Origin of the sequence: Hymenobacter properus, from assembly GCF_015694735.1 — a bacterium.
Classification (GTDB): domain Bacteria; phylum Bacteroidota; class Bacteroidia; order Cytophagales; family Hymenobacteraceae; genus Hymenobacter; species Hymenobacter properus.
Genome location: NZ_JADQDP010000004.1, coordinates 331,930 through 351,924 on the forward strand (window position 1 = coordinate 331,930; position 19,995 = coordinate 351,924).

Genomic DNA, 19,995 nt, shown 5'->3' on the forward strand with positions numbered 1-19,995 from the left:
GGAGGGCAAGAGTTGATTGCGTTTCTACCATCCTCACCCTTTCAACTCCTACCCTCCCACCCCCATACCCTCCTACCCTTGCTAAGAGACTACCTCAAGCTTCATTTTATTGTGCTCCTGTGGGGCTTCACGGCCATTTTGGGCAAGCTGCTGAGTTTGCCGTCGGTGGAGTTGGTGTTTTGGCGCACGCTACTGGCGGCTACCGGGCTTGCCGTGCTGCTGGTGGCCCGACGCATGCCCTGGCGTGTGCCAACGGGGCAGGTGTTGCGGCTGCTGGCGGTGGGCGCGCTGGTGGCCACGCACTGGATTACCTTTTTCCTTGCGGCGCGGCTGTCGTCGGTGAGCGTTTGTTTGGCCGGGCTGGCCACGCTGGCCTTGTGGACTTCGCTGCTGGAGCCGCTGCTGCTCTGGCGCCGGGTGCGCGGCTACGAGGTGGGGCTGGGCCTCATTACGATGGTGGGGCTGTATTTGGTGAGCCAAGCCGAGCTGGACCAGCTGCTGGGCCTGGGCGTGGCGGTGTTGTCTGCGGGTTTGTCGGCGCTGTTCAGTGTACTGAACTCCAAGCTCATCAAGCAGCATCCCCCGCTGCGGCTCACATTTTACGAGATGCTGGGGGCTTGCCTCAGCATCGTGCTGTTTTTCCCTCTCTATAGCCACTACTTCACGCAGGGCCGGGGACTGCAGCTGGCCTGGCACGGCTACGACTGGCTGTGGCTGGGTTTGCTGGCCGGCGTGTGCACGGTCTATGCCTTCTCCACCTCGGTTGAATTGATGAAGCGCCTCTCCCCTTTCGCCGTGAACCTGACCATCAACCTGGAGCCGGTGTACGGCATTGGCATGGCGGCCGGCATCTACTGGCTGCACACCAAAGGCCTGCTGCACGCGCCGCAATTCAACGGGGAGCGCATGAGTACGGGCTTCTATGTAGGCACGCTGCTCATCGTACTCAGTGTGCTCATTCATCCGTTGGTGGCGAGGCTAATGAAGGATAAAGAGCCCGATTTGGAGCCAGCCATGCCGGTTTAGAGCCTGCCCTGCCACACGGTATGTGCACTCGGCCACGCTACCGATGCCGGCTCGCCGGTTTCCCACAAGCCATACACGGCCGAGCCCGAACCCGATAAGCTCGCATAGGTAGCCCCTGCGGCATAGAGCTGCTGCTTGATTTCAGCCAGCACCGGGTGCGCCGGCGTGAGGGCCGTTTCGAAATCGTTGCTCACGGTTTCGCGCCAGGTACTCATAGGCTTGGCCAGAGCTTCGCGTAGCGCAAATCTAGGCGACTGGGGTACAATGCGGCCGTACGCTTCGGCTGTGCTGATGTGCAGATTAGGGTATACCACCACGCAGGCCGTGCCGCTCAGCTTCAACTCAATTTCTTCGAATACATCGCCCTTCTCCGCGGCTAACACGGGCTTGTTGCGAATGAAGAAGGCGCAGTCGGAGCCCAGGCGGCGGGCGTAGCTTTCTAAAGTCTCGGCCGAAAGATTCAAACCAAACAAGTCATTTGCTGCCTTTAACGCAAAAGCGGCATCGGCCGAGCCGCCGCCCAGGCCGGCACCGATGGGCACGATTTTGTGCAGATACAACTGTACTGGAGGCAGCTGCGGAAAATCGGCCCGCAGCAACTCATAGGCCCGCAGGCAGAGGTTGGTGGCCGGGTCGCCGGGGATGGGGCGGCCGGTGAGTGTGATGCTGGTGGCTTGGCCGGGCGCGGCGGGCAGCATTTCCAACGCGTCGGTCCAGGGCAGGGGCACGAATACGGACTCAAGGGTATGGAAGCCGTCGGGCCGACGCTGAGTTATGTAGAGGCCGAGGTTGAGTTTGGCGTTTGGAAAAACGAGCATCCTTGAGAGGGTTGAGTTTTGAGGGTTGAGGGTTGAGTTCTGTTTTGAAACCTCAATACGCCCCCGTTCCGGCCACAAAGTACCGAGTCCTACCTTTGTTTATGGCTGAGGCAACTCAACATTCAACCCTTAACGCTCAAAACTCCTTCTACGCCCGCTGCGGCAAACGCCTGCTCGACCTCGCGCTGGCCGCGCCGCTGCTGCTGCTCACGCTGCCGCTGCTGGCGGGCGCGGCGGCGCTGGCAGCGGCCCAGAACCGCGGGCGCTGGCTGTTTCGGCAGCAGCGGCCGGGCTTGCACGGGCGGCTGTTCACGCTCTACAAGCTGCAAACCATGACCGATGCGCGCGACGCCGCTGGCCACCTGCTACCCGACGCCGAGCGCCTGCCCCGACTGGGACGCTGGCTGCGCGCCACCTCGCTCGACGAATTGCCCCAACTCTGGAACATCGTGCGCGGCGACCTGAGCCTGGTGGGCCCGCGCCCGCTGCTGCCCGAGTACTTGCCGCTGTACTCGCCCACCCAGGCCCGGCGCCACGAGGTGCGGCCCGGCCTCACCGGCTGGGCGCAGGTGAACGGCCGCAACGCCATCAGCTGGGAAGAGAAATTTGCCTACGACGTGTGGTACGTCGACCACCTGAGCTGGCGGCTCGACCTGGCCATTTTGTGGCGCACGGCCGGGCGCGTGCTGCGCGGCAGCGGCATCACGGCGCCCGGGCAGGCCACCACCACCGCCTTCCGGGGTAGTCCGCCCCCATCCGTTTCTTCGTAGACGACGCCTATGACCTCTCTGTTTTTTTCCGAATACGAAGCCGAAGAAACCGGCGCGCCGCTCGTCATTTTTGGGGCCGGTGGGCTGGGGCGCGAGGTGCTGCTGCTGCTGCGGCAGCTCAACGCCGCACATCCCATTTGGGACGTGCGCGGCTTCTACGACGACCAGCCGCCCGCCACGCCCACCGTGGCCGGCCTCCCCTACCTCGGCACCGCCGCCGACCTCAACGCCACCGCCGAGCCCCTGGCGGTGGCCGTGGCCGTGGGCAGTTCGGCCGGCCGGGCCGCCGTGGTAAGCCGCCTCACCTCCGACAAACTCACTTTCCCGCCGCTGGTGCACCCTCAGGCCGAACCCGCCACCTACCAGCGCATCACCATGGGCGAGGGCTGCATCATTCAGCAGGGCTGCCTGCTCACCTGCGATATTTCGTTGGGCCGCTTCGTGCTGCTCAACCTGGGCTGCACCGTAGGCCATGATGCCGTGCTGGCCGATTTCTGCTCCCTCATGCCCCACGCCAACGTGAGCGGCGCGGTGCAGCTGGGCGCTGGCTGCTACCTCGGCGCCAACGCCACGGTGATACAAGGCGTGGCCGTGGGCGCGGGCAGTACCGTGGGCGCCGGCGCCGTGGTGGTGCGCGACCTGCCGGCTGGGGTGACAGCCGTGGGTGTACCCGCGAGAGAGTTAAGAGTTAGCAACCCGTGAAAATATACCTGTCATCCTGAGCGCAGCGAAGGACCTTATCGCGGCTGAAAGATTCGCAGTAATCACAAACTGCTGACGTGATAAGGGCCTTCGCTGCGCTCAGGATGACAGCCTACTTCCTCAAACCCTACCTTCAACTAACTCTTAACTCAAATTGCGCAGCCAGGACTACGACCGTCTTTACCTCTCCCCTCCCCACCTCGGCCGGCACGAGCTCAACTACGTGCACAAAGCCGTGGAGGACAACTGGGTAGCGCCGGCCGGGCCCAACCTGGCGGGGTTTGAGGCCGACATCTGCGCGGCGGTGGGTGTGCCGTACTGCGTGGCCCTGAGCTCGGGCACGGCAGCCATTCACCTGGGCTTGATTTTGCTGGGCGTGGGACCGGGCGATGAAGTGCTGTGCCCCTCGTTCACCTTCGTGGCCACGGCCAACCCCGTAGTGTACCTCGGCGCCACCCCGGTGTTCATCGACAGCGAGCCCGACACCTGGAACCTCTGCCCCGAGCGCCTGCGCGAAGCCATTGTAGACCGCCTGGCCAAGGGCAAAAAACCCAAGGCCCTTATCCTGGTGCACTTGTACGGAATGCCCGCGAAACTGCCGGAAGTCCTGGCCGTGGCGCAAGAATTTGACATTCCCATCCTCGAAGATGCAGCCGAGGCGCTGGGCTCGGAGTGGCAGCAGCAGCCGCTGGGTGGCTTCGGGCGGGTGGGCGTGTTTTCGTTTAACGGCAACAAGATTCTGACGACCAGCGGCGGCGGCGCCCTCGTTACCTACGACCGGGTGCTGGCCGAAAAAGCCCGTTTCCTGGCCACCCAGGCCAAAGACGATGCGCCCTACTACCAGCACTCGCAGCTGGGCTACAACTACCGCCTCAGCAACATCCTGGCCGGCATCGGCCGCGGCCAGATGGAGCTGCTGCCTGAGCGTGTGAAGCGCCGCCGCGAAATATTTGCCTGGTACTGCGAGCACCTCGCTGCGCTGCCCGGCATCGCGGTGGCCCCGGCGCCGGAGCCGGCCGGCAGCCGCTCCAACCGCTGGCTCACCACCATCCTGATTAACCCCGCCGACCCAAACACTGACGGTGCCCTAGCCCGCGCCCTCACCCCCGAAACCCTGCGCCTGCACCTCGAAACGCGCAACATCGAAAGCCGGCCGCTCTGGAAGCCCCTGCACCTGCAGCCGCTCTTTGCCGACGCGCCCCGGTACGGCGGCGATGTGTGCGCCGACCTCTTTGCCCGTGGCCTATGCCTACCCAGCGGCACGGCTATGGGCGAGGGCGAACTACGCCGCGTGAAAGAAGCGCTGACGGAGGCGCTGGGGTAGCCACCAGCACTACCCACGCATCTTGAAACCCCGCGTTTACTCAATTAGTCTGACCGACAAAAAGAGCGGTTCATTTGGCTGAAATCTTAAACAGCTACTCAGGTAGGGCCGCCTACACCATGAAAATACTCTTAATTTTCTTGTTGTTTTTCAACGTTTTGTGCTTCCTGCTTTTTGCCATCGATAAGCGCAAAGCCCAACGCAGCCAGCGGCGCATTGCTGAAAAAACGCTTCACCTGGCCACGCTGCCGGGCGCGGCGCCGGGTGCCTGGGCAGCCATATTGCTCCTGCACCATAAAAATCGCAAAGCCGCCTTCTGGAGCGTTACCCTGGTGCTAACGTTGCTGCAAGGGGCCGCGCTCTATTTCGCAGCGCCCTATTTATGGGCACAGTTTTAGGTACGCCCAACGGCAGCATACGGGCCGCTTTGGCCACTCGGGACACCGGCTAGTCAACGTCCAAGCCTGGCAAGCCAAGCAATTCAGCAGCCTGCCGGGCCACGGCTTTGATACTGGCCTCGTCCGGACCGGTGATGGTCAGGTGGCCCATCTTGCGGCCAGGGCGGGCGTGCAGCTTGCCGTATAGGTGCAGGTGCGTGCCTGGCAGGCGCAACACGGCCGACCAGTCCGGCTCATGCCGCTGGCCGCTGGCGTCGAACCATACCTCGCCCAGCAGATTGAGCATAATGGCCGGGGAGTGCTGGCGCGGCTGCGGCAAGGGCAAGCCGGCCATGGCATGCACCTGCAGGTCGAACTGCGAGGCGTCGCAGGCATCCAGGGTGTAGTGGCCGCTGTTGTGCGGGCGCGGGGCCATCTCGTTCACCACCAAGCCGCCGTGCTCGCTGCCGTCGTCCACCACAAAAAACTCCACGCACAGCACCCCAACGTAGCCAAGCTGCTGCGCAATGGCAACGGCCGCCTCGCGGGCCCGGGTGGCCAAGGCGAGCGGCATATTGCCCTCGTAGGCGTAAGTCACGGCCAAAATCCCCTCGACGTGCACGTTGCGCTGCGGGGCGAAGCTGACCACCTGCCCATCCCAGCCGCGCACCACCAGCACCGAGCACTCGGCGGTGAGCGGCAGCATCTTCTCCAGCACGCAGGCCACGCCGCCCAGTTCTGCCCAGGCAGCCGTCAGCTCTGCGGCGGTCCGGACGCGAACCTGCCCCTTGCCGTCGTAGCCCAGGCGCGCGGTTTTCAGAATCCCGGGCAGCAAATCGGCGCGCTCGGCCAGCACGGCTTCCAGTTGAGCCGGCGTTTCAATCACTGCATAAGGTGCACAGGTCACCCCCGACTGGTCGGCGCAGGCCACAAAGTGGGCTTTTTCCTCGATGCGGTCTTGGGCAATGCCCACCACGGCCGCACCCGGCGCCACGGGTCGGGTCAGTGCCAGCGTTTGCAGGGCCTGGGCCGGTACGTTTTCAAACTCGGTCGTGACGGCTTGACAGAGCTGGGCGAGCTGCGCCAGGCCAGCCGGGTCGTCGTAGTCGGTCCGGATGTGGTGGTGGCTCACCAGCCCGGCTGGGCTTTCCGCGTCGGGCTCCAGCACGGCGGTGAAGTAGCCCAGGCGCTGGGCAGCGTGCACAAACATCCGGCCCAGTTGCCCGCCGCCCAGCACGCCCAGGGTGGCTTGCTGGCCCGCAGCGTCGGTGCTGCCGGGGTAAATTGGGCTCATGGCTTGCATTGTATCGCTCATACCGGCAGCGTCATGGCGCGAGCGGCTTCGGTTTGCGCGGCGCGAAAGGCCTGCAGCTTCGCCGCCAGGCCGGGGTCGTGCAGGGCCAATTGGCTGACGGCGAACAGCGCGGCATTGGCCGCCCCGGCCGTGCCAATGGCAAACGTGGCCACAGGTACGCCTTTGGGCATTTGCACGATGCTGTGCAGCGAGTCGACCCCCTGCAGGTGCCGGCTAGCCACCGGCACCCCTAGCACAGGTACTGTGGTTTTAGCAGCCAGCATGCCCGGCAGGTGGGCCGCCCCACCCGCACCGGCTATGATGGCCTGCAAGCCGCGCGGGCCGGCCTGCTCGGCATAGGCAAACAAGTCGTCGGGCATGCGGTGGGCCGACACCACGCGTGCTTCGTGCGCCACGCCAAAATCCGTGAGAATCTGCACGGCGTGCTGCATGGTGTCCCAGTCGCTGCTGGAACCCATCACCACGCCGACTAGGGGTTTGACCGGGGCGGCGCTGGGAATGTTGGAGGTAGGATGATTATCCATAAACAATAATTGGCCGTCATGCTGAGCGCAGTCGAAGCATTTCTACTGTAGCAGCAAGCTCAATCGTAAGGATTATTTGCGCGGCAGAGATGCTTCAGCTGCGCTCAGCATGACGTTCTTTTTCAGTTATTCTAGCGTTCGAGCAGAACCTCAGTCCCTAAAACCACCATATCCACCCGGCCTTTCAGCGTCTGGTTGATAAAGGGAGTATTCTGGGATTTAGATTTCATAAATTCCTTCGTGAAGGTTGTTTCCGCTTCGGTATCGAACAAGACGCAATCGGCGGGCTGGCCCACTTCGATGGCGGCCACCGGCAGGCCCATCAGGCGGCGGGGCTCCGCCGAATAGCGCTTCACTACCAGGTCCCAGCCAAATTTGCCGGGCTCCACGAAGTGATGGTAGAGCGACACCAAAGCCGTATCGAGGCCGGTGATGCCGTTGGGCGCGTTGATGAAATCCTGGGCTTTCTCAAACGGTGTGTGTGGCGCGTGGTCGGTGGCAATGAGGTCGAAGACGCCTTCTTTGAGGCCTTCGAGCAGCGCGTCGCAGTCGGCCTGCGTGCGCAGCGGCGGGTTCATCTTGTAGTTGGTGTCATAGTCGCCGATGTGCTCATCGGTGAACAGCAGGTGGTGCGGGGCCACTTCGGCCGTCACCTTCACGTCGCCGCGCGATTTCCACCAGCGGATGGTTTCCATGCCCAGCTTGCTCGACACGTGCTGGATGTGCACGTGCGCGCCCGCCGCTCGGGCCAGCCGAATGTCGCGGTCGATGATGATTTCCTCGGCACAGGCCGGCGAGCCCTTGATGCCCAGCCGGTAGCTCATCACGCCTTCGTTGAGGGCGCGCGGCCCGGCCAGCTCGGGCACCTCGCAGTGGCTGGCGAAAAACATCCCAAACTCGGTGGCGTACTGCATGGCCCGCAGCAGCACGGCCGGGTCGGCCGTGGTGTCGCCGTCGTCGGTGAGCATTTTCACCCCGAGCTCGCGCATGCCCTCGATTTCGGCTAGTTCCTTGCCCTCGCGGTTCTTCGTCACGCAGCCCGACGTGTAAACCGGGATGCGCGAGCGGTGCCGCGCGTTTTCGAGCACCGCATCCACCGCCGAGGCCGAATCGAGGGCCGGGCGGGTATTGGGCATCATCACCACGCCGGTCACGCCGCCGTTGATGGCCGCCTCGCTGCCCGTGGTAATGGTTTCCTTATTCTCGAAGCCGGGGGCGCGGAAGTGCACGTGGGCATCAAACATGCCCGGCATCAGGATGCGGCCGCGCGCGTCGACGACGCGGGCGCCTTTGGGAGCCGTTAGGTTTTGGCCGATGTCCTGGATTTTTCCTTCGACAATGAGAACATCGCTCTCGACAAGCTCGGGTGAAGTTTCGGAGGCAATGCGGGCGTTTTGAAGGAGAATCATAAAGTAATAATTGCTGTAAAAAGTAATAATTGCTGTAAACCGGCTAAGGTTCTGGGGAATTTTAGTTGAGAGGTGAAGTCAGTCGCTACGTTCGGCGCTCAGGGCATTATCACCGTTGAGCTGGCGCGTTGCGGTGCCACGTACGATTCCTGCTTTGGAAAATCGCCGCCCGGCGTGAGCCAGTCGAGCACGGCCATGCGCACGGATATGCCGTTTTCAACCTGGTTGGTGATGAGGCTGCGCTCGTAGTCCATCACAGCGTCGCACAGTTCCACGCCCCGGTTCACGGGGCCAGGGTGCATGATGTAGATCCCCCGGTCGCTGATTTCCGCCAGCCGGGTGTTGGTGATGCCGTACACGCGGTGGTATTCGCGTACGCTGGGGAAAAACTGTACGTCCTGGCGCTCCATCTGTACTCGGAGCAGGTACACTACATCGGGCCCCCAAGCCATGGCCACCTCGTAGTCGGTGAAGCGCGGGATGCTGGCCGGCACGTACTTCGGCACCAGCGACCCCGGGCCGAGGTAGGCCACCTCCACACCCAGCTTTTGCAGCAGCGTGCTGGTGGAGCGCGCCACCCGCGAGTGCAGAATGTCGCCGATGATGAGGACTTTTTTGCCCCGGGGGTCAGGGAATTTTTCCTTGATGGTGAAGGCGTCGAGCAGGGCCTGCGTGGGGTGCTCGTGCGCCCCGTCGCCGGCGTTGATGACTGCCGCCGTGGTTTGGCGTGCAATCATGCCGGGCAGGCCGGAGTGGCTGTGGCGCACCACGATGTAGTCGGTGCGCATGGCCTGCAGCGTCTCAATGGTTTCGCGGACCGATTCGCCCTTGGTGATGGAGGAGTGGTCGACGTTGAAGTTCGTGACCTCAGCCGAGAGGCGCTTGGCCGCGACCTCGAACGACGAGTGCGTGCGGGTGCTGGCCTCGTAGAACAGCATGAGCACCGACTTGCCCTCAAGCGCCGGGATTTTTTTCACCGAGCGGGTGAACAGTTTTTTAAAAGACGTGGATTGGTCGAGCAAAAACTCGATTTCCTCACGGTGCAGCGAGGCGATGTCGAGCAGGTCTTTACGTGCCATACCGAAGCGGAGGATAATGTATAAATGGTTAGAAAGAGAGACGCAGTAGACTAGCTGTTTTCGAAGCGTTTATGCTGCATGCAGGAGAGGAAGCAGCCTTCTGCCATGGGCGTCCGGCGAACTCAACGGGCATAAAAAAACCGTTTCGGAATCCGAAACGGTGGCGGGGCAACAGGCAGAAAGAATAACGGAAATACCCGCGGTAAAATCGGGAAAACCGGCGGCGGCGAAGACCTTCCGGTCCTCGCGCGGTTCCCGGCCGAGCAGGGTCCCGCGCTTCAGCAACTGGTGTTTTGGTTGAAGCATGACGCAAAACTACGGAATTGTTACGCCTGGCAACTCACGGGTAACGTTAAGTTTTTTTTGCGCCCTTTCCCTCACATTTTATTTTCGGCCTAACGGGCTAAACCACGCGCTCTTTGTCATTCTTCCGGCCATCAGAAAAAATCATGGCGGGCGTAACCAATTGCTTTGCAAGCACAATCGGCTTTAACTTTGGCTCTTTATTTCGCCCGCATCGGCTGGCGGGCCACTATTTTCCGACAGCAAACAGCCCCTGTATTACTCAGTATCTTAGGGGCTGATTCGTTTTTGGCCGGCCCCGTTCAAGGCATTTACGCGCCGGTTTCAGCGGCATTCCCGCTACGATTTGGCAAGGCAGCCCGCCCGCCCGGCTATCCCCGCGCCAACGCTTTGTTAATCCGGCTCACGAGCGCCGGGCCTTCGTACACAAAGCCCGTGTAGAGCTGCACCAGCGACGCGCCCGCGGCCAGCTTTTCCTGCGCATCGGCCGCCGAGTGAATGCCGCCAGCGCCGATGATGGGCAGTTCGCCCTGGCTGCGCCGGTGCAGGTAGCGAATGACTTCGGTGGCCCGCGCGCGCAGCGGCCGTCCGCTCAGGCCCCCGGCTCCCAGCGCCGCCACCTGTCCGGCATCTGTGGCCAGGCCCTCGCGGCTGATGGTGGTATTGGTCGACACCAGCCCGCTGAGCTTGGTTTCGCGGGCAATGTCGAGAATGTCGTCGAGCTGCGAATCAGTCAGGTCCGGCGCTATTTTCAGGAGCAGGGGGCGCGGCTGGGCCCGGCGCAGGTTGCGCTCCTGCACCTGCTGCAACAAGTCTATCAGGGGTTCTTTCTCCTGCAGTTGGCGCAGGTTGGGCGTGTTGGGCGAGCTTACGTTCACCACGAAATAGTCGACCTGCTCCGCCAGCGCATCAAAACAGGCCACATAGTCCTCGGCGGCGCGCTCGTTGGGCGTGTCCTTGTTCTTGCCAATGTTGCCGCCAATGATGAGCTGCCGGTTGCGCCGCCGCGCCAGCCGCGCGGCCACAGCCGCCGCGCCGTCGTTGTTGAAGCCCATGCGGTTCACCAGGGCCTCGTCCTGCGGGAGACGGAACAGGCGCGGCTGCGGGTTGCCGGCTTGCGGCCGGGGCGTCACGGTGCCAATTTCTACAAAGCCAAAGCCCAGCGTCGCGAGTTCATCGGTGAGTACTGCGTTCTTATCCAATCCGGCCGCCAAGCCCACCGGGTTCGGGAACTTCAACCCGAACACCTCCCGGGCCAGGCTCGGGTGCTGAAAGCCATACAGGCCCTGGAGCATGGCTTTGGCCCCCGGCAGGCGGGCCAGCCGCCGCAGGTTATCAAACACCAGGTGGTGGGCGCGCTCAGCATCGAGCGAAAAGAGGGCGGGTTTGACGAAGGCCTTGTACATGTGCGAAAGGGAATCGGTGTTGAGCCGATGGTATTGGCTGGCTTCGGCCAGGTGGTGAATCTGCGTTTCCTCGGGGCCGGTCGGGGTGACGTTGGCGCGGGACCCTTTAGGGGTTTGGATTAAAAGGCGAAAGGAGCCTGTAAGCCCAAGCTTAGCGACCAAGCACCTAGCCAGATGGCCATTAGCACTTTTGGTCGGCGCCCGAAAAAACGTGAACCACCAGAAGCAATTAATGAGAAAGAGGGCTTTAAGGCCCCAAAGTACGGCCTCCGCAGCCGCGAGCACAACGCCTCTGGCCTGAAAAGGCACACCGTAGCACGGTGTTTGCCGTTAAAGGCGCATCCATCTTCTTTTTGCCATGACCAATCTCCGCACCCTCGCCGCCCTGTTGCTGGCCCTGCCCCTGGCGGCGGCCGCGCAAACCACGCCGGCCTCAAAGCCTTCCACCACCACAACCACCACGCCGGCCCCCGCCACAGTGCCGCCCGGCATGCAACCCCAAACCGAAGTAACCGAAGACCTGGACCCGGCCACCGGCAAGGTCATTCGGCGCACCACCCGCACCATTTACGTGCCGGTGGGCACGGCCCCCTCGTCTACCACTTCCAAAACCACTACGCCCGCCACAACCACCGCCACCGAAGCTCCCACCACGGCCGCTACCGATGCCCAGGTCACCACGTTTCTGCGCAAGAAAACCACCGTCTCTACCCTCACCACGACGGGCCTGCTCGACGCTTACAGCCGTTTCATGGACCGCGTACACAACGACCGCCAGGGCTGGAAAGCCGGTGACTGGGCCACTGCCTCGGCCGTGCTCAGTCGCCTCAACGAGCGTTACGACCAGCTACGGAGTAACTTCTCATTTGATGATAAGGTGAACATCCGCGCGCAGCAGGCCGAGTACCAGGCGCTGCGCACCGGCCGCCAGATTTCCGACTCGGTGTCGGATAAGCTTTAACGAGTCGCCACAGCGCCCTGTGGCGCTTCCAGTCCCAAGCTATTTATTTAAAAGGCCCCTGTGCATGCACAGGGGCCTTTTTTCTTAATGATGGTGCTCTTCCTCGGGCGGCGGGGGCAGCTCGGCCGCGGCGCGGTAGAGCAGGGCCGTGGGCACGCGCGGGTAGTGGTGGTGCAGGTGGTGAAAGGCAAACGAGGCCGTGATGGGCGTCCAGGCCTGGGCCAGGGCGGCGGCCGTGCGCGCCGCCGGATTGCGCGACGACACGTGGTGCGGCACGTACGACGCCCAGATGGGCATGGTGGCACTCATTACAAATGCCACACCCCAATACACCAACCCTACCACAGAGCCCGTAGCTGCGTACAGCGCCACAAATGCGAGGAGCAATGCCAGCGTCAGCCCGGTTTCGATGAGTTGAATGCGGCGCGTGTGGGGCGCGATGCGCAACGACTCGCGCCGTAGCATCAGCGTGTGCCAGGGCCCCTGCCACAGCACTCGCGAGAAACTCCAGGTGGCGGGCGCGCCTTCGGGGTCGGCCTCGGTGAGGCAGCGGCCGTGGTGGCGCAGGTGCGTCACCTGCAAGCCGTGCCCGCTCTTGAGGATGAGCAGGCCGGCCAGGGTGAGCACTCGCTCGTTGGCGGGCTTGGCCAAGCCCAGGGAGTTGTGCATGGCGTCGTGCATCATCACAAAGGCGGCCAGGCACACCACGGCGGCCAACGGCACGGCCAGCCACCACCAACCAGCCAGCGCCAACCCAATGTAGAGCGCCAGCAATACCCAAGGCCGGGCCAGCTCAACGCGCCGCTGGGTCGGAGTTAGTTCGAGTTTCATGGGAAGGGGGAATGAGAGGTAATATGCGCAGCGAGAATACGTCTGTCATCCTGAGCGCAGCGAAGGACCTTCTCACGTTCATGCCGTTTGCCACTAGTGCTGGTCGTTTGGGCGTGAGAAGGTCCTTCGCTGCGCTCAGGATGACATCTTATATCATTCCCGCGCCTCGTACCGCAGCGGCAGCGCGTACGCCGGAATCTGTTCCGGCGCTACCTCGCGCCAGCTGGATTGAAACGAACCATTGTAGCCAAACAGCTTGCCGATAAGCGGATTGCGCACCACTACTTCGATGCGGTAACAGGCGGCCGCCTCGTCGTACCATTCCTCCACATCGGCCAGCGCAGCAAACACATTTGGCAGCCGAAACGCTACCCACCCTTCCCGAAAACGCTGGGCGCCGGCGCGCAGCCGCAGCCCGCCGCGCGCCGTCACGGCCATGGCAATGTCGACGGCTACGTGCTGGTGCGTGCCCAGGTAATCGACAATGGTTTGGCGGGCGGCGCTGCGCACCATCGTCGCATCGAAGCAGCGGGTATGTTCCGGAAAGTGGAAGCGCCGAATCCAAGTCACCGTTTCGCGGCCCAGTGGGTCGAGGTAGGCGTAGTTTTCGATGCGAAAGGGCACGTTTTGCCCGGTTTCGGGAAAGGTAATTTGGCGCCCCAGCCCCGCCCGCAAAAATGGCCGCGTGAAAAAAGGCCCGTGCCATACGCACTCCATCACGCCCTCGCCCACAAAGGCCCGGTGGTCGTGGCTGCTAAACGCCAGCCGCTCCTGAATGCGCGGGTGGAGCTTCGCAAAATCAGCCCCGAGCTGCTGTTGATAAATGGAAGGCATGACTGGGAAGAATAATCAGGCAACGGCCGCAGGTGCTTCCTGCAGCATTTTATCGGCCGTGCGGGCGCCCTCGGGCGGGCGGCGCAGGCAGCGCGTGGCACTGGGCACCAATTCTACCGGAATAGCCAGAGCCACAGCGGCCAGTGCCATCAACGCCAGGTTCAGCGTGAGCGGGTTGAAGGGCGCCACAAACACCGCCGGTTGGCTAAAAAGCGCCCCAGCGCCCAGCACCAGCAACCCCAACATGTTGAGCCAGTAAACCGGCCGCAGTTTGTCCATCGGCAGCAGCCAGAATAGCAATCCAAATAGAATTTCACCCACGCCCACGGCCGCCGCTACTCCGTGTGCGGTTCCGGCCGAAAAACCCGCGCCTTGCAAGATGCGCAGCTCGCCAGTATCCGGGAAGAGCAGCTTGGGCACCACACCTTGGTATATCCACACGAAGCCCAGCGTGAAGCGGACCAGCGCCATTATCAGCCCCAGCGCCCGCGACACGGCCGGGCGCTGCCCCTGTTCCAGCCACAGCCGCAGGCTGTCGAAGCTCCAGGCCGTGGCCCAGCCGATGAGCGGCCGAAACGCCAGCCGGTCGAGCCACTCGCCTGCCACGCCAAAGCGCGTTTGGTAGTCGTAGCGCGTGAAAAACCGCAGGCCGTCGTCAGTGGGCACGTACTTCCAGAAGCCTGCCCCTTCCCGAATCAACGACACCTTTTCATCGGACCAAAACTTGAGCACCGACGTACGCTCTCCGTTTTTCTCTCGAGTGCCCAGGCTTTCGCCGCAGCCAGCCACCCCTAGCCCAAACCCGATGCGCGTGGCGTAGAGAAACTGCTGCGGCACGGCTTCGGAGGCGCGGGGCAGGTACTCAATCTCGGTGAAGCGCAAATCCCACTGCTGGTGTAGCTCGGGCCGCTGAGTGTGCGCCCACAGCTGCTCCATGCTGCTGCGGATGCGGGTTTCTACGTAAATCGAGGGCCTCTTCATTGGTCTTATGAAGGTACATACCAGCCAGTGGATTAGCACCGAAAAACCAAGAAAACCAGCTACCCGAGGCGTTTTTTTATGCTGTAGATTTCCGCTTATTCATCCGGCGAAAACGAAAGGCAAACAATTCCGCATCTGTCGGCTTTTGTAGCCTCAAATGCCTCGCTGAACTGCCGCCAAACCAACTCCTACTGCCCCATGGCATACCGGATGCCGCCCAGCAAATGCCGCACAAACAAAGGCTCGCGGAAGCTGTCGTCGGTGTGGCCGCCGGCGGTATAGAAAGCCCGCCCCCCGTCGTAGCTGTGGTACCAGGCAATGGGGTGCGTAGCCCCGTTGGTGCCGCCGGTGTAGGTGGTTTCATCCAGCGTAGCCAACACGTGCAGGCCGGGCACCATATTGCGGAAGTTGTACCACTCATCGGTGCGCACCCAATTATCAGGCAGGAAATTGGAGGCAATGTGGGTTTTGTCGGTCACGCGCACGGTGGCTTGCTGCACAGCCGGGTGCCCGTCGAAATACGCTCCCACCAGGCCGTTGTACCACGGCCAGCTGTATTCCGTATCGGTGGCCGCGTGAATGCCCACAAAGCCCCGGCCCAGCCGGATATACTGCTCAAAAGCCGTTTGCTGGGTAGCATCCAGCACATCCTGCGTGGTGCTCAGAAAAACCACAGCCTGGTATTTCCGCAGCGTATCAAGCCGGAATTTGTTGGCATTGGTGGTCGTATCCACCCGAAACTTATTCTCCCTGCCCAGCTGCCGAATAGCTTCAATGCCCGTGCCTATGGAGGCATGGCGAAAGCCATTCGTCTTTGAGAAAACCAGCACGGCCGGCGGCGCGGCCACCTCTGGCGTGGGCGCCGGCTTCTCCCGGCAGCCGAGCAGAAACCCTGCAAATAGCACGAGAACCCAGGTGGCATTCATAGCACAAGAGGCTTAAAAGTTTCGTCGCGCAACACATAGCTCCTCCACCAACCGGCATACGCACCGCACCTAGCTACGGTCAACTTACGCTTGCCAGGCCCGACCCAACTCAATCCAGCGCCTGCGCCAAATCGGCCAGCAGCTCCTCCACCGGCTCAATGCCGACACTCAGCCGCACCAGCCCCACGGTAATGCCCAGCTCCGCGCGCTGCGCATCCGTCAGGGCCCGGTGTGAAGTGTAGAGCGGGTGCGAGCACGACGAATCCACGCCCGCCAGCGACGGCGCAAACGGAAACCGCTGGCTCCGCTGCATAAACCGGTTTACTACCGCGGCATCATCGGCCAGCCGAATCGACATCATGCCACTAAACAGACCGTGGCCCTGCACCACCGCCAGCGCGTGCTGCGGGTGGGTGGGCAGCCCCGGGTAGTACACCGCTTCCACAGCCGGGTGCACCTCCAGAAACTCGGCAATCTGCTGGGCGTTGTGGCTGTGCGCGGCCACGCGCAGGCGCAGGGTTTTGAGGCCGCGCACACTCAGCCAGCTTTCCATGGGGCTCAGCGTGAGCCCAAATACGGTACCGATTTGGCGCAGGCGAGCGGCGTCTTCGGCCGTGCCGGCCACCACAGCGCCGGCCGTCACGTCGGAGTGACCGGCCAGGTACTTGGTCACGCTGTGCAGCACCATATCAGCCCCAAGCGCCAGCGGCCGGGTGAGAACGGGGGTCGCAAATGTGTTATCGACCACCAATTTGATGCCGTGGCGGTGGCATTCGGCCGCCGCCGCCCGCAGGTCGACCACACGCAGCAGCGGGTTGCTCATGGTTTCGCAGAGCAGCAGCTTGGTAGTGGGCCGTACGTAAGCTGCTAGGTCGTACAGGTCTTCAAACGGCACGTAGCTCACGCTGATGCCCAGCCGCGAGAGTTCCAGGTTCAGCAGCGCCGCCGAGCCGCCGTAGATGTCGGCCGCGCACAGCACGTGGTCGCCGGCCTGGCAGTACGTCAGCAGCGCTGCAAAAATGGCCGCCATGCCCGAGCCCGTGGCCACGGCGCCCGCGCCGCCTTCCCAGTGGCTCACGGCCTCGGCCAGCTCGTCGGAGTTGGGGTTGCCGTTGCGCGAGTACAGGTAGCGGCTACCGGGCTCGTCGAAGTACCGCTGCACGGCATCAAGGTCTTCAAACTTGAAAACGGAGGTTTGGTAGATGGGCGTGATTTTGGGCTGAATGTTGGGCTGGTTCATGAGGGTGGGAAAGCTGGGAATAGAATGCAAAGGTCGCGCCGGCTACGCTTTGCTGCTATCGGCCTGCGCGGCCTTGTGCGCCCGGTTTTCGCGCCGGAACACCTCCATCAGCACCAGGAAGTAAGACACCAGCAGCGGCCCCACCACCAGTCCGATAAGCCCAAAAATTTCCACGCCCAGCACCAGGCCCACCAGCGTAACGAGCGGGTGAATGTCGCCCATGCGCTTGGCCAGCATGATGCGCAATAGGTTATCGATGTTGATTATCAGAATGAAGCCCACCAGCAGAATGCCGATGGCCTGCCCGTTGTGCCCCTGTGAAAACTGGTACAGCGCCGCCGGCCCCCACACCAAAGGCGTGCCCAGCACCGGCAAAAACGCCATAAAAAACGCCACCACGCCCCAGAACAACGCATCGGGCACGCCAAAAATCCATAGCGTGAGCCCCGTCAGAATGCTTTGCACCAAGGCCACCAGCACCTGCCCCAGCACGTTAGCGTTCACGTTGTTTTTCAGCGATTCGCCCAGCTCCTGCAAGGTTTCGTTGCGGAACGGCAGGTAGCGGTGCAGCCCCAGCAGGAAGTAGGTTTCCTGCATAAACATGTAGTACATCGTGAACAGCATCAAGCCCACGATGACCAGAAAATTGAGCGCGCTGCTGGCCAGCGTAGGCAGCCAGCCGCTCACTTTGGCGCCGCCTTGCAGCAGCAGCTGCCGCACGTTCAGCTGCTCGGCTATTTTAAAGCCCACGGCCCGCTCCACTTTGTGCACCACCTCCAGAATTTGCTCGGGGTTCTGGGCGAAGGCAATCAGCCGGTCGAGCAGCAGCGAGCTGAGGGCATAAAACGGAATCACCAGCACCACCACCGTCACCAGCAAAATCCCTATCGTCACGAGCCGGCGGTTCCAGCGGCGGGCGTGCACTAGCGCCACCCACCACGGGCGAAATACCACAAACAGAATGCCCGCCGCCAGAAACGACGTCAGATACTGCGCCAGCCCAAACAGCATCAGCCCCGCCAGCGCCAGCAGAGAAGCCACAAGCAGCACGTAGCGTTGCCGGGGCGTGTAAATGTTCTCGACGGCAATGAAAGGGTCGTTTATCGGTTTTTTCATCAGAAAGTGGTTAAGCGCGACAGCAGTATCTGCCTATACGGCTAATCTGCCGTTCGGCCCGTAATCGGGCACAAAAAAAGCCACTCCTGTCAAACAGGAGCGGCTTTTATAGCAGTTGGCTTGCTAAATGCGGCCGGCGCTTACGCCAAAGCGCCTTCGGCCAGCACGATGACGTTGTTGCGCAGCACTTCCACCACGCCGCCTTCGATGCGGATAACCTCACGGCCACCCGCGCCACCGGTCAGCGTTACGTCGCCAGCCCGGAGGGCCGCAATGAGCGGCGCGTGGTTGTTCAGCACTTCAAACGAGCCATCGGCACCCGGAAACTGGGCCGACGACACTTCGCCTTCGAAAACCTTGCGGTCGGGGGTGATGATTTCTAAATGCATTTTTTAGTTGTCAGTTGTTCGTTGTCAGTTGTTAGGCTTCAGCGGCTGGCTGTCAGCCGTTAGAACAAACTAACAACTGACAACCAGCAACTGACAACTAAAACTACTTGGCTTCAGCCATCAGACGCTCACCTTTGGCAGCAGCATCTTCGATGGTGCCCACCAGGTTGAAGGCAGCCTCGGGCAGGTGGTCGTACTTGCCGTCGATGATTTCGTTGAAGCCCTTGATGGTGTCTTTGATGTCAACGAGCACGCCTTGCAGGCCGGTGAACTGCTCGGCCACGAAGAAGGGCTGCGACAGGAAGCGCTGCACGCGACGGGCGCGGTTTACTACCTGCTTGTCCTCTTCGGAGAGTTCGTCCATGCCAAGGATGGCGATGATGTCTTGCAGTTCCTTGTAGCGCTGGAGCAGCTCTTTCACGCGCTGAGCGGTGTTGTAGTGCTCAGCACCCAGCACGTCGGCCGACAGGATGCGCGAGGTCGAGTCCAGCGGGTCCACGGCCGGGTAGATGCCCAGCTCGGCGATTTTGCGGCTCAGTACCGTCGTAGCGTCCAAGTGAGCGAAGGTGTTGGCCGGAGCCGGGTCAGTCAAGTCATCGGCCGGCACATACACGGCCTGCACCGAGGTGATAGAGCCGCGCTTGGTCGAGGTGATGCGCTCCTGCATGGCACCCATTTCGGTGGCCAGCGTGGGCTGGTAACCTACGGCCGAAGGCATACGGCCCAGCAGAGCCGATACTTCCGAACCCGCCTGCGTGAAGCGGAAAATGTTGTCGATGAAGAACAGGATGTCGCGGCCGGCGCCGGTGCCATCGCCGTCGCGGAAGCTCTCGGCGATGGTCAGACCCGACAGGGCCACGCGGGCGCGGGCTCCGGGGGGCTCGTTCATCTGGCCGAACACGAGGGTGGCCTGCGACTTCTCCATCTCGGCGAGGTCCACTTTCGAGAGGTCCCAGCCGCCTTCTTCCATCGAGTGCTTGAAGGCTTCGCCGTAGCGGATGATGTTGGCTTCGATGAATTCGCGCAGCAAGTCGTTGCCCTCGCGGGTACGCTCGCCTACACCGGCAAACACCGACAGACCTTCGTAAGCCTTAGCTACGTTGTTGATAAGCTCCTGAATCAGTACGGTTTTGCCTACACCGGCACCACCGAACAAACCAATTTTACCACCTTTTACATAAGGAGCGAGCAAGTCGATTACCTTGATGCCGGTGAAGAATACTTCCGACGAGGTAGCCAAGTCCTCGAACGCCGGGGCGTTGCGGTGGATGGGCAGGCCGCCGTCGCTCTTGGGCTGCTGAATGCCGTCGATGGCCTGGCCAATCACGTTGAAAAGGCGGCCTTTCACGCCGTCGCCAGTGGGCATCGAGATGGGAGCACCCATGTCGCGCACTTCAGCACCGCGGGTCAGGCCCTCGGTCGAGTCCATGGCGATGGTCCGCACCCGGTCCTCGCCCAAGTGCTGCTGGCATTCCAGAATTACCACTTGGCCGTTGTCTTTCGTGACTTCGAGGGCGTCGAGGATGTTGGGCAGCTTCGTGTTCTCGCCCGCGAAGCTCACGTCAACGACGGGGCCGATGACCTGAGTGATTTTGCCGGTATTGGCCATTTGGTTGTATTTATGATGAAGTTATGCAGTTTTTCAGGCCGCAAAATTACGGCAG

General features: G+C 62.2%; 21 protein-coding genes. 6 read left to right on the forward strand and 15 right to left on the reverse strand.

Features of this window, described 5'->3' with window-relative positions:
* The first annotated feature begins 78 nt into the window (after nucleotides 1-78).
* Nucleotides 79-1,026 carry a DMT family transporter gene (locus I2I01_RS17935; RefSeq protein WP_211538022.1) on the forward strand — a complete coding sequence of 316 codons (948 nt, stop codon included), beginning with the start codon at nucleotides 79-81 and terminating at the stop codon, nucleotides 1,024-1,026.
* Here the strand turns inward: I2I01_RS17935 and ispE are convergent.
* Entirely contained in the window at nucleotides 1,023-1,844 is an 822-nt protein-coding gene (gene ispE, locus I2I01_RS17940; RefSeq protein WP_196287881.1) for a 4-(cytidine 5'-diphospho)-2-C-methyl-D-erythritol kinase, read from the reverse strand. The two genes, I2I01_RS17935 and ispE, sit on opposite strands and share 4 nt — an antisense overlap.
* Before the next feature lie 101 nt (nucleotides 1,845-1,945).
* On the opposite strand from ispE, the gene I2I01_RS17945 reads away from it, so the two are divergent.
* The 4 genes from I2I01_RS17945 to I2I01_RS17960 all read left to right on the forward strand — a co-directional run bounded on the left by I2I01_RS17945 (nucleotide 1,946) and on the right by I2I01_RS17960 (nucleotide 5,038).
* A complete protein-coding gene (locus I2I01_RS17945; RefSeq protein ID WP_196287882.1) occupies nucleotides 1,946-2,614 on the forward strand; it encodes a sugar transferase in 669 nt (222 codons plus the stop codon).
* 9 nt (nucleotides 2,615-2,623) lie between these two features.
* Nucleotides 2,624-3,316, forward strand: coding sequence for an acetyltransferase (locus I2I01_RS17950; protein ID WP_196287883.1), 693 nt, complete (start codon nucleotides 2,624-2,626; stop codon nucleotides 3,314-3,316).
* Nucleotides 3,317-3,470: 154 nt separating this feature from the next.
* Entirely contained in the window at nucleotides 3,471-4,640 is a 1,170-nt protein-coding gene (locus tag I2I01_RS17955; RefSeq protein WP_196287884.1) for a DegT/DnrJ/EryC1/StrS family aminotransferase, read from the forward strand.
* Between the two features lie 74 nt (nucleotides 4,641-4,714).
* Entirely contained in the window at nucleotides 4,715-5,038 is a 324-nt protein-coding gene (locus tag I2I01_RS17960) for a DUF1294 domain-containing protein (RefSeq protein WP_211538023.1), read from the forward strand.
* Between the two features lie 49 nt (nucleotides 5,039-5,087).
* Here I2I01_RS17960 and I2I01_RS17965 read toward each other — a convergent pair whose 3' ends face one another.
* The 6 genes from I2I01_RS17965 to I2I01_RS17990 form a co-directional block, all read right to left on the reverse strand.
* On the reverse strand, nucleotides 5,088-6,311 hold the full coding sequence (locus I2I01_RS17965; RefSeq protein ID WP_211538024.1) for a 5-(carboxyamino)imidazole ribonucleotide synthase: 1,224 nt from the start codon (nucleotides 6,309-6,311) through the stop codon (nucleotides 5,088-5,090).
* A gap of 17 nt (nucleotides 6,312-6,328) precedes the next feature.
* Complete coding sequence (purE, locus tag I2I01_RS17970) at nucleotides 6,329-6,856, reverse strand: 5-(carboxyamino)imidazole ribonucleotide mutase (RefSeq protein ID WP_211538025.1); 528 nt, start codon at nucleotides 6,854-6,856, stop codon at nucleotides 6,329-6,331.
* A gap of 131 nt (nucleotides 6,857-6,987) precedes the next feature.
* Nucleotides 6,988-8,265, reverse strand: coding sequence for a dihydroorotase (locus tag I2I01_RS17975; RefSeq protein ID WP_196287885.1), 1,278 nt, complete (start codon nucleotides 8,263-8,265; stop codon nucleotides 6,988-6,990).
* A 98-nt stretch (nucleotides 8,266-8,363) separates the two neighbouring features.
* Complete coding sequence (locus I2I01_RS17980; RefSeq protein ID WP_196287886.1) at nucleotides 8,364-9,344, reverse strand: aspartate carbamoyltransferase catalytic subunit; 981 nt, start codon at nucleotides 9,342-9,344, stop codon at nucleotides 8,364-8,366.
* Between the two features lie 69 nt (nucleotides 9,345-9,413).
* The gene (locus I2I01_RS17985; RefSeq protein WP_196287887.1) at nucleotides 9,414-9,650 is read right to left on the reverse strand and encodes a hypothetical protein; all 237 of its coding nucleotides are present in this window, start codon (nucleotides 9,648-9,650) and stop codon (nucleotides 9,414-9,416) included.
* 368 nt (nucleotides 9,651-10,018) lie between these two features.
* Nucleotides 10,019-11,053, reverse strand: coding sequence for a quinone-dependent dihydroorotate dehydrogenase (locus I2I01_RS17990; RefSeq protein WP_196287888.1), 1,035 nt, complete (start codon nucleotides 11,051-11,053; stop codon nucleotides 10,019-10,021).
* A 358-nt stretch (nucleotides 11,054-11,411) separates the two neighbouring features.
* Between I2I01_RS17990 and I2I01_RS17995 the strand changes: the two genes are divergently transcribed.
* Nucleotides 11,412-12,014, forward strand: a complete 603-nt coding sequence (locus I2I01_RS17995; RefSeq protein WP_196287889.1) for a hypothetical protein — start codon at nucleotides 11,412-11,414, stop codon at nucleotides 12,012-12,014.
* Between the two features lie 84 nt (nucleotides 12,015-12,098).
* Here I2I01_RS17995 and I2I01_RS18000 read toward each other — a convergent pair whose 3' ends face one another.
* The 8 genes from I2I01_RS18000 to atpD form a co-directional block, all read right to left on the reverse strand.
* Nucleotides 12,099-12,845, reverse strand: a complete 747-nt coding sequence (locus I2I01_RS18000) for a fatty acid desaturase (RefSeq protein ID WP_196287890.1) — start codon at nucleotides 12,843-12,845, stop codon at nucleotides 12,099-12,101.
* A 153-nt stretch (nucleotides 12,846-12,998) separates the two neighbouring features.
* On the reverse strand, nucleotides 12,999-13,679 hold the full coding sequence (locus tag I2I01_RS18005; protein WP_196287891.1) for a DUF4166 domain-containing protein: 681 nt from the start codon (nucleotides 13,677-13,679) through the stop codon (nucleotides 12,999-13,001).
* A gap of 15 nt (nucleotides 13,680-13,694) precedes the next feature.
* Nucleotides 13,695-14,660 (reverse strand): DoxX-like family protein, encoded by a 966-nt coding sequence (locus I2I01_RS18010; protein ID WP_196287892.1) that lies wholly within the window; start codon nucleotides 14,658-14,660, stop codon nucleotides 13,695-13,697.
* Nucleotides 14,661-14,848: 188 nt separating this feature from the next.
* Nucleotides 14,849-15,586, reverse strand: a complete 738-nt coding sequence (locus I2I01_RS18015; protein ID WP_196287893.1) for a ThuA domain-containing protein — start codon at nucleotides 15,584-15,586, stop codon at nucleotides 14,849-14,851.
* 109 nt (nucleotides 15,587-15,695) lie between these two features.
* Nucleotides 15,696-16,826 (reverse strand): trans-sulfuration enzyme family protein, encoded by a 1,131-nt coding sequence (locus I2I01_RS18020; RefSeq protein WP_196287894.1) that lies wholly within the window; start codon nucleotides 16,824-16,826, stop codon nucleotides 15,696-15,698.
* 42 nt (nucleotides 16,827-16,868) lie between these two features.
* Entirely contained in the window at nucleotides 16,869-17,942 is a 1,074-nt protein-coding gene (locus I2I01_RS18025; RefSeq protein WP_196287895.1) for an AI-2E family transporter, read from the reverse strand.
* Between the two features lie 140 nt (nucleotides 17,943-18,082).
* Nucleotides 18,083-18,331: an ATP synthase F1 subunit epsilon gene (gene atpC, locus I2I01_RS18030; protein WP_196287896.1), complete on the reverse strand. Its 249-nt coding sequence runs from the start codon at nucleotides 18,329-18,331 to the stop codon at nucleotides 18,083-18,085.
* Between the two features lie 103 nt (nucleotides 18,332-18,434).
* Nucleotides 18,435-19,940 carry a F0F1 ATP synthase subunit beta gene (atpD, locus tag I2I01_RS18035; protein WP_196287897.1) on the reverse strand — a complete coding sequence of 502 codons (1,506 nt, stop codon included), beginning with the start codon at nucleotides 19,938-19,940 and terminating at the stop codon, nucleotides 18,435-18,437.
* Nucleotides 19,941-19,995: the final 55 nt, after the last annotated feature.